The 16,767-nt window shown below is 40.0% G+C and carries 17 protein-coding genes and 1 pseudogene; 10 read left to right on the plus strand and 8 right to left on the minus strand.

The window, feature by feature from the left end:
• Nucleotides 1-167: 167 nt before the first annotated feature.
• Both QQ041_RS20285 and radC read left to right on the plus strand, forming a co-directional pair.
• A complete protein-coding gene (locus tag QQ041_RS20285) occupies nucleotides 168-485 on the plus strand; it encodes a hypothetical protein (protein ID WP_192854729.1) in 318 nt (105 codons plus the stop codon).
• Between the two features lie 561 nt (nucleotides 486-1,046).
• The gene (gene radC / locus QQ041_RS20290; RefSeq protein WP_285954929.1) at nucleotides 1,047-1,532 is read left to right on the plus strand and encodes a DNA repair protein RadC; all 486 of its coding nucleotides are present in this window, start codon (nucleotides 1,047-1,049) and stop codon (nucleotides 1,530-1,532) included.
• 145 nt (nucleotides 1,533-1,677) lie between these two features.
• Here radC and QQ041_RS20295 read toward each other — a convergent pair whose 3' ends face one another.
• The 3 genes from QQ041_RS20295 to QQ041_RS20305 form a co-directional block, all read right to left on the minus strand.
• A complete protein-coding gene (locus QQ041_RS20295; protein ID WP_132785188.1) occupies nucleotides 1,678-2,085 on the minus strand; it encodes a hypothetical protein in 408 nt (135 codons plus the stop codon).
• A gap of 263 nt (nucleotides 2,086-2,348) precedes the next feature.
• Nucleotides 2,349-2,513 carry a hypothetical protein gene (locus QQ041_RS20300; RefSeq protein WP_155407271.1) on the minus strand — a complete coding sequence of 55 codons (165 nt, stop codon included), beginning with the start codon at nucleotides 2,511-2,513 and terminating at the stop codon, nucleotides 2,349-2,351.
• A gap of 56 nt (nucleotides 2,514-2,569) precedes the next feature.
• Nucleotides 2,570-3,124, minus strand: a complete 555-nt coding sequence (locus QQ041_RS20305) for a hypothetical protein (protein WP_048657861.1) — start codon at nucleotides 3,122-3,124, stop codon at nucleotides 2,570-2,572.
• Nucleotides 3,125-3,561: 437 nt separating this feature from the next.
• Here QQ041_RS20305 and QQ041_RS20310 point away from each other — a divergent pair, with 437 nt between their 5' ends.
• Entirely contained in the window at nucleotides 3,562-4,497 is a 936-nt protein-coding gene (locus QQ041_RS20310; protein ID WP_285954930.1) for an Rpn family recombination-promoting nuclease/putative transposase, read from the plus strand.
• Nucleotides 4,498-4,571: 74 nt separating this feature from the next.
• On the opposite strand, the pseudogene QQ041_RS20315 reads toward QQ041_RS20310, so the two are convergent.
• Nucleotides 4,572-4,992 (minus strand): annotated as a pseudogene (locus QQ041_RS20315) (IS5/IS1182 family transposase); the annotation flags it as partial.
• 465 nt (nucleotides 4,993-5,457) lie between these two features.
• On the opposite strand from QQ041_RS20315, the gene QQ041_RS20320 reads away from it, so the two are divergent.
• On the plus strand, nucleotides 5,458-5,820 hold the full coding sequence (locus QQ041_RS20320; RefSeq protein ID WP_285954931.1) for a hypothetical protein: 363 nt from the start codon (nucleotides 5,458-5,460) through the stop codon (nucleotides 5,818-5,820).
• A 38-nt stretch (nucleotides 5,821-5,858) separates the two neighbouring features.
• Nucleotides 5,859-6,245, plus strand: a complete 387-nt coding sequence (locus QQ041_RS20325; RefSeq protein WP_285954932.1) for a hypothetical protein — start codon at nucleotides 5,859-5,861, stop codon at nucleotides 6,243-6,245.
• A gap of 85 nt (nucleotides 6,246-6,330) precedes the next feature.
• Here QQ041_RS20325 and QQ041_RS20330 read toward each other — a convergent pair whose 3' ends face one another.
• The gene (locus tag QQ041_RS20330; RefSeq protein WP_285954933.1) at nucleotides 6,331-7,152 is read right to left on the minus strand and encodes an EamA family transporter; all 822 of its coding nucleotides are present in this window, start codon (nucleotides 7,150-7,152) and stop codon (nucleotides 6,331-6,333) included.
• Between the two features lie 29 nt (nucleotides 7,153-7,181).
• Complete coding sequence (locus QQ041_RS20335) at nucleotides 7,182-7,832, minus strand: CmcI family methyltransferase (RefSeq protein ID WP_285954934.1); 651 nt, start codon at nucleotides 7,830-7,832, stop codon at nucleotides 7,182-7,184.
• Between the two features lie 311 nt (nucleotides 7,833-8,143).
• Here QQ041_RS20335 and QQ041_RS20340 point away from each other — a divergent pair, with 311 nt between their 5' ends.
• The 4 genes from QQ041_RS20340 to QQ041_RS20355 all read left to right on the plus strand — a co-directional run bounded on the left by QQ041_RS20340 (nucleotide 8,144) and on the right by QQ041_RS20355 (nucleotide 11,504).
• A complete protein-coding gene (locus tag QQ041_RS20340) occupies nucleotides 8,144-8,992 on the plus strand; it encodes a DMT family transporter (RefSeq protein ID WP_285954935.1) in 849 nt (282 codons plus the stop codon).
• Nucleotides 8,989-9,627 (plus strand): LysE family translocator, encoded by a 639-nt coding sequence (locus tag QQ041_RS20345; protein WP_285954936.1) that lies wholly within the window; start codon nucleotides 8,989-8,991, stop codon nucleotides 9,625-9,627. Before QQ041_RS20340 ends, QQ041_RS20345 begins: the two co-directional genes overlap by 4 nt.
• Before the next feature lie 137 nt (nucleotides 9,628-9,764).
• Nucleotides 9,765-10,286, plus strand: a complete 522-nt coding sequence (locus QQ041_RS20350) for a GNAT family N-acetyltransferase (protein WP_132982751.1) — start codon at nucleotides 9,765-9,767, stop codon at nucleotides 10,284-10,286.
• 600 nt (nucleotides 10,287-10,886) lie between these two features.
• Nucleotides 10,887-11,504: a LysE family translocator gene (locus QQ041_RS20355; protein WP_285954937.1), complete on the plus strand. Its 618-nt coding sequence runs from the start codon at nucleotides 10,887-10,889 to the stop codon at nucleotides 11,502-11,504.
• Between the two features lie 133 nt (nucleotides 11,505-11,637).
• Here the strand turns inward: QQ041_RS20355 and QQ041_RS20360 are convergent, their stop codons facing one another.
• Nucleotides 11,638-13,116 (minus strand): ABC transporter ATP-binding protein, encoded by a 1,479-nt coding sequence (locus tag QQ041_RS20360; protein WP_285954938.1) that lies wholly within the window; start codon nucleotides 13,114-13,116, stop codon nucleotides 11,638-11,640.
• Entirely contained in the window at nucleotides 13,116-14,279 is a 1,164-nt protein-coding gene (locus QQ041_RS20365) for a YcaO-like family protein (protein WP_171388262.1), read from the minus strand. Before QQ041_RS20365 ends, QQ041_RS20360 begins: the two co-directional genes overlap by 1 nt.
• A 1,418-nt stretch (nucleotides 14,280-15,697) precedes the next feature.
• Between QQ041_RS20365 and QQ041_RS20370 the strand changes: the two genes are divergently transcribed.
• Nucleotides 15,698-16,294 carry a DJ-1/PfpI family protein gene (locus tag QQ041_RS20370; protein ID WP_285954939.1) on the plus strand — a complete coding sequence of 199 codons (597 nt, stop codon included), beginning with the start codon at nucleotides 15,698-15,700 and terminating at the stop codon, nucleotides 16,292-16,294.
• Nucleotides 16,295-16,767 lie beyond the last annotated feature (473 nt).

Consider the following 16,767-nt stretch of genomic DNA (forward strand, 5'->3'; position numbering starts at 1 on the left):
GGCGCTGGCTTTGGTGAATGGTTTCTTCACGAGCGAGTGGATCACATCATTATGTACACCACTTACGGGTCTGTGTTTCCAGCGTTGCGCTTTGTGACAACGGGGGAGGGAACGTTTAAGTGCTCAGGATTTTGTTTCGATGTGCGTTTTGGCGCTTAGGGGGTCACATGACAGTTCGTTCTACGGTATCCGCTGACATATCCATGTACGTGATTTGGGTGAATTCAACCGACTTTTACTCCACCGTAAAGGCCGTCAAGGTTCATGAGATTTTGGTGAATGAGTTTGGGTATACCGACTCGTTAATACTAGAGGAAGGCAACCGAGGGAAGGGGGTGAGTATCAGTGTGTGTGATAACACTACCACCATTAAGCAGATGCGAGAAGACTACGCCTACGCCAAGAAAACGGAAAGGACGATAGAAACCACCTCCGAGCATCGCGAGTCGGCAAAGGCTTTACTCTCTTCTCTGTATGACGACTGAAGCCTGCTTATTGTGTAACGTCATCAAACACTCATAAGAGAAGGTCATTAGTGTGTCTGGATTTTGTTTCGATATTCTAGCCGTTCGCGGCATTCAAACGGGTTGTGTTTTTCGACGAGCAACGCCTTGTTCGGCCCTGTACTAAGTGGTCAACGTTATCGAGTGTGTGAGCACGTTTAGGTTCTTTTATGACAAATATGAGCGCGTCGTCGGAGGGGGAGTCCTTGGTTGAGGGGGATGCGAACATTCGGTGTGCAATCATCCAATCAAGTAAACCGAGAAAAACGCTCGTCACGAGCAGGCATTAATATTGAGTGGCGCAAGTCGAGTAACCAGCAGGGCGCCCTTTTGGTGGGGAAGGGATCTTTCTAACTGGGCGACGTGCTTTGGGTTGAGGTACTGGCTTAGGCTGTCCTTTGGCATGTTGACGCGGCTTCCTTTAAACCGTCCCATTTGAGAACCCTCGCGCTAGGGAGGCTTCGCCGCTGCGCGCCCTTGCGCTACAGAACCTGCAACTGGGTACGGACAGTCAGACGCTCACCAAGACCGAAAGGAAATACCATGTCAGCACGTGTTCAATACTCAAATGTTTCGTTATTCACATTAGAAGAAAAGGGCATCCTTGACCAGGCCGCAAGTATTCTCAAATCCAAACTGTTTATTTCAGAACAAACACCATTAACCTCGCCTGAATTGGTGAAATCGTTCTGCCAAACGTCTTTGGCCGCTTGTGAGTCTGAAGTGTTTGGGATTATCTTCCTCGATAATCAACATCGAGTGTTGCGCACCAAAGAGATGTTCTACGGTACCGTTAATGCCGCTTCGGTCTATCCGCGTGAAGTCGTGAAAGCGTCGCTGGCCACGAACGCGAGTGCGGTTATTCTCTATCATAACCACCCAAGTGGCGACGCCACCCCAAGTCAAGCCGACCGACGCATTACCCGTCAACTGACGGATGCGTTGGCATTGGTTGATATCCGAGTACTGGACCACTTTGTGGTTTCATTTGAGTGTGTGGTGTCTTTTTCTGAGCGAGGCTGGATTTAAAAAAGCGGCTTATGGCCGCTGATTGAAATAGGGTAGGAGACTACCCTTCAACACATTTTTGGACAAAAGCACGTTAGAACAAAGACTCTAACGTAATGTACTAAGATTAGAAAAAGTATCTTGACGCCATAGTCTCTTGTTATAACTATTCTTGACGACTGTACACTTCATCAAACTCATTCTGGTTTAACGATAGCACTGAGATAGATTTGAGTAAGCCTTTTACACTGAGAATTATTAATACACTTGGTAGAACTGCATATGAGACTGAAAAGTGACAGATCATGGTCAATACTCCAACTGTCATTGAAGTAACACCAAGTAACGGTAACATTAGAAACAAACCAGATTTAACCAGTTTTGCTGTTACTCTAGGTATTCTTTGACCACATATACATACTAAAGTAGCAATCATATTCGCCACTAACGAGATGGCAAACATAAAGCCTGATACATCAAGAAAACTCGAAAAATTTTCTGGTTTCCCAACACTAAAAAGAGCCAAGAAAAAGGCAAAACTAGCAGCAAAACACCCAGAATGAATCCAAGTCATATAGCTCAAAAATCGTTTTGAATAGAAGAACTTCCTATAAAACTTTAAATGATAATCCACATTCTGCATATTGAACCTTACTGAATTGTAGCCGCGTTAAGTGGTGAGCAACGCTACCACCTAACCTAAAATATTGTGCCGTAAACACTAAAGCTGAATCAAACCGAAAATGCCAAGCGTTGGGAATCCGTCTTAAACGCTTGTATGCCATTTTCAGGCATAAAAAAAGCACCGCTATTGCGATGCTTAATATCTGAATTTATCTATGCTTTGGCAGGTCCGGCGAGACGTCCATAAGCAGATTTAGGAGCCTTTACCTTCAAAGCTTTACCAAACGATGATTTACTTTTAGAAGCGTGAGCTTGCATACGCTTGATAGCTTTATCTACGTTCACATCATTTGTTTTGTTTGCTGCTACAGTCAACATAATAGCCCCCTTAGTTTCCTTAACTATAACCGATCATCACTAAGTTGGAAAGCGGCTTAATCTTCATCTACTACAACACGTTTAAACAATGCATTATTCCTAGGGTCAAATGGATCACTTTCATCGAAACCCAACTCACGATAGTAGTTTAATAAGTCATCGTCATCAATTGGATCTTGGATACCAATCCAATCAGCCTCAATAGCAACAGCAAACAGCTCGGCACAGCGTGAAGCAATAGGAACGATATACCCTTTCAAAGGGTTTTCAACTTCACCACCCTGAATATAATTGATCTTAACAACCAATTTCCCTTCGCTGGCTTTTCCGATCATGAGACCGCAGAGCTCTTCACCGTGCCAAACAGCAAGCTCCACCCTAGCCATATGATCTCTACGATATTGGTCTCGTACCTGTCGCCAATCCCATCCTATCTGACGATTTACCGGTATATCCCATTCGTCTTGAGAACGGATAGCATCTTCCGTGATTTCAGTTAAATCAATATGACCAATAAAATCAGCCTCGAATTGCTCAAACTCATTTTGAGCTTGAGCCAACACAGCACGTCTAAGTTGTTGATATTTATTAGCAATGGCTTGGTTATTCATGCATTTATGTCTATCAATCATTAATTGAGATAGATAATATCACGTTTTTTGAGGCACTGGCATATAACGCTTATTAGACGAAAAATTGTTGTGTTTTATCCTTTGGTGATGCATTCATCTTTATATTAACTCAACTGACAATCAATACGTTGTGCCACATAAAGGGAAGTTAGATTACAAGATGTCGCCTAATAACAGGAATGATGAGTTATCAGCTCAATCGAATAAGTTTTAGTAGGATAAACGCACGCCCTCTTAATTGTGTAGAGTATTTGATCTAAGTGTTTTTGGGGCAAAGATTACTTAGAGTAAATTCACCAAATTGTGTGAACTAAATTGTGTAAATGAACACAAATTGATGTGTAGAAAGAAACCAACGTGGTGCAGAATTTTTATCCTAGTACTGATTTGACTTATTTTAGTGTTAAGGTAACGGTATGAAAAAGACCACGCCAACGCCACATGATGCGCTCTTTAAGCAGTTTCTCACTCATCCTGAAACCGCTAAGGACTTATTGGATATCCACTTACCTGCTGAGCTGCGTGAAATCTGTGATTTGACGACCTTAAAGCTCGAATCAGGCAGCTTTATAGAAGAAAACTTACGGCCTTATTATTCGGATGTCCTTTATTCTCTCACAACGTCTCAGGGGGAAGGGTACGTCTATGCGTTAATTGAGCACCAGAGTCGGCCAGATAAACACATGGCATTCAGACTGATACGTTATGCTATCGCTGCCATGCAACAGCATATTGAAGCGGGTCATGAGCACTTACCCCTGGTGATACCTTTGCAGTTTTACCATGGCCAAGTCTCGCCCTACCCATATGAAATGAATTGGTTAAAAGGGTTTGCTAACCCTAAGATGGCTAAGGCTCTCTATACTCAAGATTTTCCATTGGTCGATGTTACGGTCATCTCCGATGATGAGATAATGCAGCATCGCCGCATCGCGTTACTTGAGCTTGTACAAAAGCACGCAAGGCATCGTGATATCATGGATTTCTTTGAGCCTCTGGTCACATTGCTCTTAACCGATTACACTACAGATAAGCAAGTACAGTCATTGATGAGCTACCTACTCCAAGTGGGTGAAACGAATAACCTAGAAGCGTTAATTACGTCACTGGTCTCATCAGTACCGAAACACGAGGAAACACTTATGACTATTGCAGAACAATTGCGCCAACAAGGCGAGCAACGTGGCCGCCAAGAAGGGCGCCAAGAAGGTATACAATTAGGTGAGGAAAAAGGTCGCCAAGAAGCACTCAAGGAGATGGTGCGTAAGATGCTGCTTAATGGTCTAGATCAACAAACCATTATGGATGTCACGGGATTGAATACAGACGAACTAGCACAACTTTCTCATTAGCCGCTCAAGCATAAAGGGTTGTGTTGATAAAATCTGCCTGGAGACAAAGCTACATCGTTTATGGCTAACCGTGGGCTTCTAACTGGCATACCTATAGCTATAATTTTGTTCATAGTTTTGACATTTACTATCATTTCACCTATTTGAGCGTTGTAATATCTCAAACTCGCTTTAGCGCTTTTCCGCTTTATTTATTGAGTAACTCTCTTCCCAACGCCTTGCATTCTTTCGAGGTGCTCTCAATGAGGTAAAACCTTTCTTTTTCAGAACCTCATGGCGCAACAAAACTGACTTCCACACTCATGGTTTCGAGTATATCGACATGAACAGCTAAGTGTAGCTTTTGCTATGTTCTGCGTTTCTTTGCATCAATCTTTTTCACTTTTCACTCTCCCTGACCAAAAAGGTGGGGGCTAATTGAGTTAATGGCTAGACGGCGAATCGCCCTTTAGATTTATTGCTATATTTGACTTGAACCGCCTTCGAACGCTTACTTTTGAAAATTGAGTACGGACGGTTCTTTTTCTAACGCCAATCAACCTATAAAGTACGTATTAAACTTAAATATTGGGCGTTCTCCCTTCGGTTGGCTCATTCCGTCGCTTCACCCCTCTCGCGATAACTTATGGCACTGTTATCGAGCAAGCTCAATGTGACATTAAGTTCCTGCGAACAATCACCAACGCCTCCGCTACTGCGTAGCTGCGCATCGTCGTGCCTCCTTATTGCCTTTCACTGGCTTCAATTAAGGTCGAGTAAGGGCTTGTTTTCTTATGTGCCGATTTTCCTTTCGACTCGCATCACTGGATGGCGCTCGCAGACTGTTCACCATCCTCAATCAGAACCTTCTCTGCAAGGGTTAATAAACGCTGCGCGCCCCTGCAGAGAAGAACCCTGTTTGAGATCTGGACAGCCAAGCGGCTCCATAAAAGTGATACTCAAACAGAAAGGAAACTTGTCATGGCACAACAAAACTCAACCCCAACTCTCTCTACATTGACGCTCAGCGACCAGCGTTTCGGCGCTGGGCTCGAAAGCTCACCAAAAAATGATATCTCTTTACTGCCTATTCCTCAGCGTACAGAGGGAGAAGATCACGGCTTTTCTCTTACGCCGTGTAGCGACATTACCTTAGCTGAACTCAAAATCGCGGTATTTACTTCGCGTGATTCTAAGTTCTACCTATCCACTCAGGCTGAGGTTGAGGTTGAGAAGAGTATCTTGCACCACTTTAAAATAGGGGACTTAACTGACAATTTTATTGTGAAGGATGTATCAACCCCTTCGAGATCCCGCTTTTCGTTTCACCGTTGCCCGTTTTAATTACTGGGATGTTTTTGTATTAACGTCAGGAGTAAGTCATGAAATATCTCTCTCACTATATTCAAGCCAAACAAACGCAAGCATTTAATGAGGCGGGGGCGTTCTTTGCTTTTTCTAATAAGCAGTTCGATGGAGCAAAAAAAGAGGGCATGAAATATGCGTCGTTAGGTATGGGTTTAATTTGCCCTGTTGATAATGCGAAGCAATTAATGACCCGTTTAGATTCTATTGCTCAAGAAGGGATCGCCGAAGACATCGAAGAGAATGGTAAAAAAGCGATCATTCGCCGTGAGCTATTCAATCACGAGTGTTTCTACACCAATGACATTTGTGATTGTGTCGAAAAGCTCGAAGGGTATGGCATTTCTTACGATGAAGTGTATGAGGTGTTTAATCACATTCGTAAAACGGAAGACGTTTATTAAACGCTAAAAGTAAAGCGCCTTGATATTTGCTGTATCAAATATCAAGGCAAATTCAATTTAAATACAGGGGTAAATAAAATGAACATTATGAAGCCAAAGTCAAAATGCCAAGGGTAGCGAGTAAGCAAGAGACTATTTTCGTTTTAAGGTTCGTGTGCTCTTTTAAAAAGAAGTAACCAAAAAGAATATCGAAGATGAAGGCTCCCTGGAATAAAACCATGACTAAACTAAAAGCGCTAGTGTTAAGCACTTTTAAGAGAAAATAGTAGCTTGCCGTGCCGCAAGTGGCTGTTATTACGGCGTTAACTAGAACTTTTTTGATTAACCCATAATGAACTTTAAATAGTAAAGGCGTCAAAAGAGCGGTTCCAGAAAAACCGATGAAAAGGATAACGCTAGAGGGTAAGTACAACGTAAGTACTTTATCAAAACCAATGGCTAGAGTGAGAAAGATTGGGGCGAGCCACGCGTGCAGATTGTTTGAAAAAAGAAGATTCATGTTGTTACTTGTGCTGATGAGCAGTGAAGCGACAAGTATCAGTATAGTGCCCATCATTTGAAGGAACGTCAGTGTCTCATTTAAAAAGCTAACTCCGAACAGAGCACTCCAAATGATCTTTGTTTTAGAGATTATCGAGACAGCGCCTAATTCAATTGAAGTTCGAGCCCTAAAGGTCGAGTATGCAAACCCAAGCCATGAGAAAACACTGAATATACTTAAAAGCAACAGCTCCCAAAGTTCACTTGTATTGTCGAATTTTTTAGGGATTTGTTCGATTTCGAAGAGAACAAACAGCGCAGCTAGTAAACTGCATGTGATTTGATAGGCGAGTAAATATTCATTACATAAAGGGTTTTTCTTAAGAAAGACTCGTGAAATCCATTTGTCTAATGAACTTAAAGTCATAGCTAGAACTAAGATAGTGTATGAACTTATCATTGTTTCTCAATGTGAATTGAGCTCTTGCATTTTATAAGTTCAAATAACTTTTCGTTATTGTGGTTGCTCTTTTCTCCTTTAGTAATAGCAACGTGATTATAATCAGTTTCAATTTTAGCTATGACATTTAGAATGACGCTTTGAAGCATAAGTAATTCGAAAACCAATTTACTTAAAGGCGTTCCGGGAAACAACTCTTTCTTTTGAAACTCGCCCGGCCAGTGTGCCCATCCCCAATCTTCTGTGATGTATATCCCACCAGATTTTAGATAAGGGAATGATGTCAAAAAAGCGGCTTTTGTTGGTTCATATAAATGGCTGCAATCATCAATAATCAGGTTTACATTTTTTTTGGGGAAGTGTGATTCTAATATTTGAATGCTCTTGTCGGTATGCTTTTGCTTTACTCCACAATAAGGCTCTATTACAGAGTGTGCTGAAGGCCCCTTTGCTGGATGTTCTCGACGTTCGTCTATGCCTATGATGGAGTCAGGGGTGTAAATCTTATCGAGTAAAACGAGACTCGCCCCGTGATGTACCCCAAACTCAATAATGTTTTTTGGATTCAAAGGAGTACAGATTCGTGCCATTGATTGGGCGAATGAAGGGTCTTTAACTAGAACGAAATTATTTTCCGTCGTTTTCATTTTTGGACTCCCCTAAGAAACCAAATGAAATTCAACTTCGTCAATGGATAAGTGTTCTTCATTATGCCAGTGTATTTTATCTCAAGGGTCATTATAACTATTCATACTTAGTATAGGTCTGATAGTTTCCATAGCCTGCAATGCTACTGTATGTAAAGATTTGATATTAATTATCAATTAATTAATAATAAAATTGGCATTTTTATTTTATTATCCTCAGCTTGTTTTACTTTATTTATGTAGAGCAAGACTAAAGTTTTCTTTCGCTATTTATTATTACTAATAATGGTTCATCAAACTAGGATATGTCAATGGGAAATGTCATGGTGTTTTTTGCGGCCCTTGCATGGAGTACAGCAGGGTTATTTACCAGGATAATATCTACCGATTTTCCGACAACTTTATTTTGGAGATCGTTATTTGGCGGGATATGTGTGCTATTTATCTACTATTTGATTAGCACACCAATCAAGCGTCGCCGTATGTTGATATTTACCAAAGGTGAACTAATTATTGGAATTATTGTCACCGTAGGTATGCTTTGTTTTATAGCCTCTTTTTTTTATACAACAGTGGCGAATGTTTCTTTTGTATATGGGTTGATGCCATTATCGACCTTTGTTCTTTCTGTTATTTTCCTTAATGAAAAAATCAATAAAACCACGTTGTTTTGTTGCATCATATCTATGCTTGGTGTGGTATTTATTATGTGGGGAACCACGGATATCGACGACAAGTTAGGCTTATTATTAGCATTTGGGATGACGTTTTTTATGGCGTTGTTGACAATAATAGCAAAGTACTATCCAACGGCTGAAGTTGCCAAATCAACATACTTGTCTGCCTTTTTATGCGCACTGATTGTATATCCGTTTTCGAGTCATATTAATGGTTTTTCCAGTGACTATTATTGGTTAATTGCGTATGGAGTGACGAATGTTGGTTTAGGGTTCGGTGTCTATTTAATAGGAGCTTCTCGAACAACTGCTATGTCGGCAGCTTTAATAGGATTAGCTGAGATACCGTTAGGACCATTTTTAGTTTGGGCTTTTTATGCTGAGGAGGTGGGGTTACGCACGATCATAGGTGGCACAATTATAATGATGGCTGCAATAATGTACCTAGTTTCTAACAGATCCGTAAAAAGGGAGTTTGAATGACAGTGACCTCAAATACGGAATTGTTGACCTACCTAGTTTTTACCTTGTTATATGCGTTTATACCTGGTCCAGCGATGCTTTATAGTATTGCTCAAGCGGTGTCAGGAGGGAAGAAAGTAGGAATAATGGCCGCTTTTGGCCTTCATATAGGGGGGTATGTCCATGTTCTTTTAGCTGTATTAGGCTTGTCCTCTGTGCTTTTAACTAATCCTACTCTCTATTCCGTCATTCAAAAGCTAGGCGCTCTTTACCTTGTTTGGTTGGGATTTCAGCGTATTTATCTAACTAAAAAGGTACGGGTTACTTCTCGTGAAAGTCATATTACCTCCCCTAAACGAACGTTCATTGAGAGTGTGATTGTCGATGTCCTGAACCCTAAAGCTGCAATGTTTTATCTTGCTTTTTTGCCACAGTTTGTGAATGAATCAGGAAGTGTTGCTGTTTGGCTGCAGTTACTCATTTTGGGCGTTTTTACGAATTTAATGTTCAGCAGCGCTGATCTTTTTAGTGTTTTGATGGCGAGTCATCTACATGAAAGGTTTCAAGCAAGAAGTCACTGGGTTGATTTTTTCTCAAGGTGGTCTGGTAGTGTTTTTATACTGTTAGGTGTGATGGCCTTGGTAAACTCTTCGTAAAGTTAGGAGAGGGTTACTGTTTGGTGTTCATTTGGAAGTTTGGTACTGAAGACATAATCAGATCGCTAACCATTGGCATGCAATAACTAGGGATAAAAATTTCTGGTGTCGCGGTCGTAAGTTCTACAAGGATAGGTATGGAAATTGTGTATGAAGTCAATGTGACCGAAAAGCAGCATAAAGAAATAATGATGTTGCGGAATCAATCATTTCCAAAGCATCAAGTTGGGCGTTCCTACTTTAAACAACTCCCTCACCTTCGTGCGCTACAGTATGAAGGAGATGTGCTTGTCGGGTATCTCGGATTAGATTATCGGGTAATAAAAGTTGGGAATGAAGTACACAGGGTTTTGGGGATAGTCGACTTTTGTGTTGCTGAACATTATCGAGGTCAAGGTATTGGTACGTTGATGTTATCCGAGGTTTCCTTGTTTTGCGAAGGTAAGGGGGTAGACTTCATCATTCTTGTCTCAGAGCTGCAAAGTTTCTATTCAGCACGAGGGTATATTCAAGTTAAGGGAACCAATTCATGGTTAAGGCTTCATGAACACACGAATTATGGTGTTGCTGTTGAACATGTTGATGAGCTTTATATAAAGCCAATGAATGCAAAGAATTGGGGAGATGGCCATATTGACTGGCTTGGTTATATGTACTGACGACAAAGGACAACCAAACGTTTGAGAGTCTCAAGATACTTCGTCTAACCTTATGGCTTAATGTAAGGTGCCTAAGCTGTTTGTGTCCAAAAGCTTCTTAGAGTTCTCAAGCCGCATCATTCAGCACCTCATTTTTAAGCAAATCAATCTAATCGTAAGACCTGGACGGGATTCGGAAAAATTCCGTTTAAAAAGCGTAGAGACTCGCTGTTATTTTTAGGCTAAATAGTTTGGTAACCAGACTCGATGAGTTTGTCGCGTTTTAAAATTGAAGTGGTTATGTGGCTCTCACAAACTCTCATTGCGCTTGTTGAGTTAGGCTTTTTCTCACAGTGAGTGTTTATCGTTTGAAAGCGGTATTGTCTGTCGTTTAGCGGTGATTTCAGCTTTGTCATTAGCCGTTTGCTACAGTGTCAAGGCGAAATCGGTTTGTGAAGCAAGTCTTAACAAACTGCTCAAATGGATAAATAAACGCGTGGCATTGTCGGGATGGTTGGCTGAGGTGTTTAAGGTATGAATTTTAAGTTAAGTGGTGGGATTATTTGCCGCTTAGCAGAGCGATATGCTTCTTGGTGATATTAGAAAGCTTAAGGGTAAATAATGGACTATTTATTGTTTCTACTGATTTGTATTGTTGCTACTTTTTCACCCGGTCCCGCAGTACTTTTAGCTGTGAAAAACTCAGCCGTACATGGGCTAAGAAAAGCGATGTGGGGTATTGGAGGAAATGTTGCAGCTATGATTACAATGGCTTGCTTATCTGCTGCCGGTTTGGGTGTTGTCATTTCAGCATCTGAGCCGTTATACCATTCAGTGAAGATTCTTGGAGGCTTATACCTCATCTATATTGGTATCAAGACTTGGCGCTCAAGTACTCAGGTAGCATGTATGCAACCTAATACGTTAGATGGGGTAAGTCGACATAAGTTATTGGGTGAAGCGTATATTGTTGGAGTCACAAATCCAAAGGCAGTTATCTTCTATATGGCTCTATTCCCACAATTTATTGCCTTTGAACATTCTTTTGCAAAGCAGTTTGTTCTTTTGACTTTGACGTTTGCATTTCTCTCATTTGTAGCTCTTTCAATGTATGCAATAGCGGCTAACAAGTTAAGTGTTCTACTGATGAAAGAAAAAGTAAGTAAAGCGTTTAACAGAGCTACAGGCGGGATATTTATAGGGTTTGGGCTATCGTTAATTACGAGTAACAAAGCATGACTACTATTTCTAATGCAATAAATTGTAACTACAATCGTGATGACCAAGCGAATTTGTAGAGAAGAGCCTTTATATGACAGAATCTCATAAATCATGAGAGGTATAATCTCTTATCTTTAGCAATTTACGGATATTAATCTAGAGTGATGACTTTATCGAAGTGGTCTAAGTAAGAACTGTCGTGTGTCACAACTACCAACTTAGTTTGTGGTTCTAAGAGACTAAAAATTATCTCCCACAAACCTTGGCCTGTTTCACTGTCTAAGCCTGTTGTTGGTTCATCCAGTAGTAACAATTCAGGGGAATGAATATAGGCTCTAAGAAAACACAGCCTACGCTTTTCACCGCCACTGAGGTTCTGACCGTTACCTTGTAGTTCAGAATCTAATGTTAACCTAGATGATAGTCCTACTTTGTCTAGTTGACTTGTCAACCAATCAGTATCCATCTTTTTTCCAAGGGAAAGGTTTTCATAAACACTTCCCGAGAAAACAAAATTGTTTTGCTCTAGGTAGTTAGAAGAGAGGTGAGATACGGGCGTTGGTGTTAATAAACCTGCAAGAGTATCGAGTAAGATTGTTTTACCTTGTCCACTTCTACCTATAACGGCAACGGTATTTATATTTGGTTTCGCCAACTCTTCTAGGACCTGATTCAATACTTTGCTAACTTCAGTTAGCTTCTCTTCGTGATCTAAGATCCCTTTTAATGCTGAAAAATCTTCACGACTTTGGTCAAGTAACCTATATACATCTAATAAACCAGTAAAAGCCCTTGTTAAACTAGCAGATAAAAGCAGCGCAGTGACGAGCTGTCCAGCATCAGAGTGTTGTTCTGGAAACAAGTAGAATATGAACAAGGTGATAATGGAAAGCGATATTAAGCTGTGTGTCGCTATAGCGACACCATCAAATACGCTCCTACTGACCGCAAGAGATACAGTTGCTTGTCTATAATTTTCAAAGAATGGACCTAGACGTTTTTCAAAGAACCCTTCGACACGATTTGATTGGATCGTACGTATACCAGAAAACACACCAACAATTTGATCGAGTATTTCATCCTCTGCCTCATTAACTCGACTGATGTGAGGGCGTCTTAGCCTAATAATTAGAGTTTTAATCATTGTGGCTATCATTAGGACAAAAACTACAAGAGTAAAGGTCAACCATCCACTAAATAAAATAATCGCGCAACCCAAGGCAAACAACTCAATGGCTAAAGGTAAACCTCGAGAGACGCTCAGGTTTATGAACTGTTCATAAGATCCTAGACCTCGTTCAAACTTACTGGCTAATGAACCAATCTCTAAGCGTTTAAAATGACTAAAGGGTTTTCGTATTAACTGACTAAATAATGTGCGTGATTTAGTTTCGACGTTGAGTTGTATCTCCTGTTCAAAAAAATATGTAAAAAAAGGAGATATAATAATAGTCACTAATGTAGATAACAGTAGATAATTTAACAAACTCCCCAAGTCTTCCAACGTGGGGGATTGAGAGGTAATGTTAATTATCTGTCCGATTAAATAAGAAGGCAAAGCCAGATTTGCTTTAATTAAAAGCAAAACAGAAAAGAGTGAAAAATACTTTAGATAGGTAATTATCGGCATTACCTACGTCCCAGAGGGACGACTAGTTTCCCTTTATCTATAATGTTGAAACGCTCTAAACCGGGTATATATGTAGATGTAAGCCAGATTTTTTCCTGACTAAATGCGGTATGGACAAGTAAGTCATACTCTTTCTCTTTAACAGAACTTAATAGACTTCCGTAATGGTCCCTAAAATCCATTGAATCTTGTTTCAGGTTAGAGAAATCCATAAGAGGTAACCTGTCTAACTTTGAAAGATCTGTAATTTGACATAGCTTATCGTATTTATTTAGAAACTCGGTTACCTTAAGAGCACAATCAAGCTCGGCGTCGTCATAGTTTTCTATATTTTGAACGAGTTCTGAAAGTGCTCTTTCTATCGCATGGAATTCTGAATATGAAACCCCAGACGAGCGAAATGCCATAGGGCTAGCAGTAGAAGGCATTACACACGCACAAAAATAGGAATCGAATAGCGTAGTAGACATGATAAAAGAAACTTCATCAATATTGGGGAGAGAAAGCTGATATTTCTGCAACAGTTCTTTTGGTGGGATGATTCGATAGAATTCACCCGTATACTCAGAAAAACCTATGTACTGTTTATATAATTCGCTTAAACAATGGCGCTCGACAACTTCGTTAGCACCATGAAGCACTGTTTCCTCAAATGAAGATCCTGACGCCCAACCACTGTTGGATGTATATTTATTAAGAAAGCAATACGCATCATTTGGCTGAAGAGTTTCAATGTAAGAAGGATTAATTAAAGCTTCAGGTACAAGGTATTTTTCTAAGGATAAAATAGAGCGGTAGTTTGAGAATTTCAATAGATCATTGTCGTACTCCGTCAGAGTCTTTCCAAAGAGACATTGAGGGTGGCAGTTCTTTGATCTTAACCAGTCCTTTAACTGAACTACCTCAATATGAGAAGAAGTAAAATGATGCTTCAACATCATATGCTCAAAAGCTTCAAAATAAGCTCCTGTTACCGCCCAACTCCCTTTTCCAGAACCACTTGACAAGGGGCTGCCTGTTGAAGATGAAAGCTCCACAGTTGCTACCAGATTGTCTTCCGTAGTGTAAAGTGAGGAGTGAAGGTTGTGCTCTTTTAACCATAGTTTAATCGCCTCGACAGCTTGCCGACTAGTGAACTCACGTTCTATTGGATATAGACACATAGGACACTCCTCAAAAATTGAACTTAAGCTAATAAGAAGGCGAAGAAATCGCGCTCTTTGCTATTTTTTTTGGAACTCTGCTCTGAAAAGCAAAATTCAAGATTTGGACCCGTTGGACCGTTAATTTCTGAACGTTTGTTACCCATAATTTCTTCTCCTGAAAATAGTAATTTGTTTGACTGTAATTGAACTATTGACAGTCAAACAAATTTTACATAATTATTTAAAAATCTAATGTTTATTTATTGTTTATTTATTGTTTATTTATATTTTAATACGAGTGCTAACATTTAATTGTAGAAAGGGTGGAAATATATTTATAGCATCATTGCTAATTCTTTGCTTAGGTTGTGTTGTGGGTCGGACTTATATTGACTTGATAATATCTTTACTTCCGAGGATGTGGGTATTAATATTTTAATTATTAATAAATAATTAAAATATTTAATCCCATGCAAGAGTGTGTTTTATTTAAAGTAATATAATAGGGGAGTATATCGGACGTTACTTACCTAAGCGGATTTCCTAGTCTAAAACGGGAAAAAAGTTTACCTTAACGTATTTTTAACTTAAGAGAGTAACTAAGCTCAGCCACAAGGAGGTTAGCAACAATGGTTTATCAATGGGCAGTGTTTCGTCATCAGCGTCCTATTTTGGGGGCGGGGTGTGAATTGTTTGTTGTCATACTCGCTTTTTTATCAATAGCTTTACCTCTGATATATGAAGAAAGCTTATTGATGCTGGGAATATCTTCAGGACTTGCCATCATCTGCTTTATTCTATTTTTACTTTTTGCCCAAAGTGACAAGCTCCGAAGGTCTATGTCTAACTAGAAAAATGGTCTTCTTAAAGGAAGATAAGTCCCTGTTTTTGGGTATTTAAGCTCTGCGATTCCCCATACTTTTGGGTTCTAATTATTTTACTAATTGAGCAAAGCCGCTTGGTAGTTATGATACGACAGACTCGCTTGGTGATCACAGGGAACTAGCTACCGTGTCTAGCTCGGATCTGCCCCATTATTGGTTTCGCCAAGAAGCCTACGTTATAGGTCGAGTGAATTTTGACCAAATATAACTAATCTGACACCCAAAACTCACAAAGTACGAAAAATGGGGGTCATTGTGCTGTTCTTGACTCAAATGAACACGCTGATTTTTGCCCTGTAAATCGCTCTGAAATCGTTATAGACTTTTAAGACAGCATGGAATCATATCGCTTGATTAAGCGTCTAAAATCTTCGCTAAGTGCGTTTGACGTGCTTTAAGGGCTGTTTCTGATAGCAAACTCTCGGATTTTACATAATAGGAATAATGAACACCAATATTGTAAGCCCCGGATAGTAATGTTCCGTTTGACTGGTGCAGAACATTTAGTTGGTGTATTTATTGTCAATAAATACTTAGGGATAAGGAGTTCATATGGATATTGCGATACTAACTTTTGATGGATTTAATGAACTTGATTCATTTATAGCTCTGGGCATTTTGAACCGAATGAAAGAAATTGGTTGGAATGTTCAGATAACCAGTCCTACGGACTCTGTCACATCAATGAATGGTGTGACTATTTATTCTCAACAGCCTCTCGAGTTCGCCAACAATGCAGATGTGGTGTTATTTGGTAGTGGAAATTTAACACGTGATATTGCTCAAGACAGAAATATATTATCAAGGTTGAACCTTAACCCCGAGACTCAGTTAATTGGCGGTCAATGTTCGGGTGCATTACTAATGTCCGTACTTGGCTTGTTACATCAAGTGCCAGCTTGTACTGATTTAACAACGAAGCCTTGGGTTATTGAGTCGGGTGTAAGTGTTTTAGAACAAGCCTTTTTTGCTAAAGGCAACATAGCGACTTCAGGTGGTTGTTTGTCATCAACATATTTAGCAGCATGGGTGATTAGAAAGTTATCAGGTCGGATGCTCGCTGAGTCGGCAATTCATTATGTTGCCCCTGTTGGTGAAAAAGAAAAGACGGTTAAACATTGTATGTCAGTGATTGAGGCTGACTTTTAAAATGTTTTATCTACCCAGTTGAGATTTACCATAAGGGCACTCAATACGCACTTAAACATAAACCAATCTTTTTGCTAGTGCGATTTTACTCATCGCACTAGCTCTTCACAACTAGCTTTACCATACCTTTAGTTATCCATGAATTGCTAATTTAGGGAAGTCACTGGCAAACTTTTGTCCAGAACCATCACAGGTTGAATTTTTACCCGTAGCACTTTCAAGTTCGAAAGTGACCCAAACGGTTTAGCAATCTCGCCCTTCACACCCCTCCGCTCTTGTTAGGAGGGCTTTCTGTAGACAGAAGTTTGATTTGAAAGTATGAAGAGAATAGATATTTAATATACGCAAAGGGATGACGAAAGTAGATCAATCCCGACTTTAAGGTGATATTTATTCTATAGTTTTTATATAACATTGAAGAATCACACGGAAGTAATTTAGGTATGGTCAAGCTATCGTCATTCAGCCCTAAG

Source organism: Vibrio sp. TMPB1044 (assembly GCF_030442075.1).
GTDB lineage: Bacteria > Pseudomonadota > Gammaproteobacteria > Enterobacterales > Vibrionaceae > Vibrio > Vibrio satsumensis.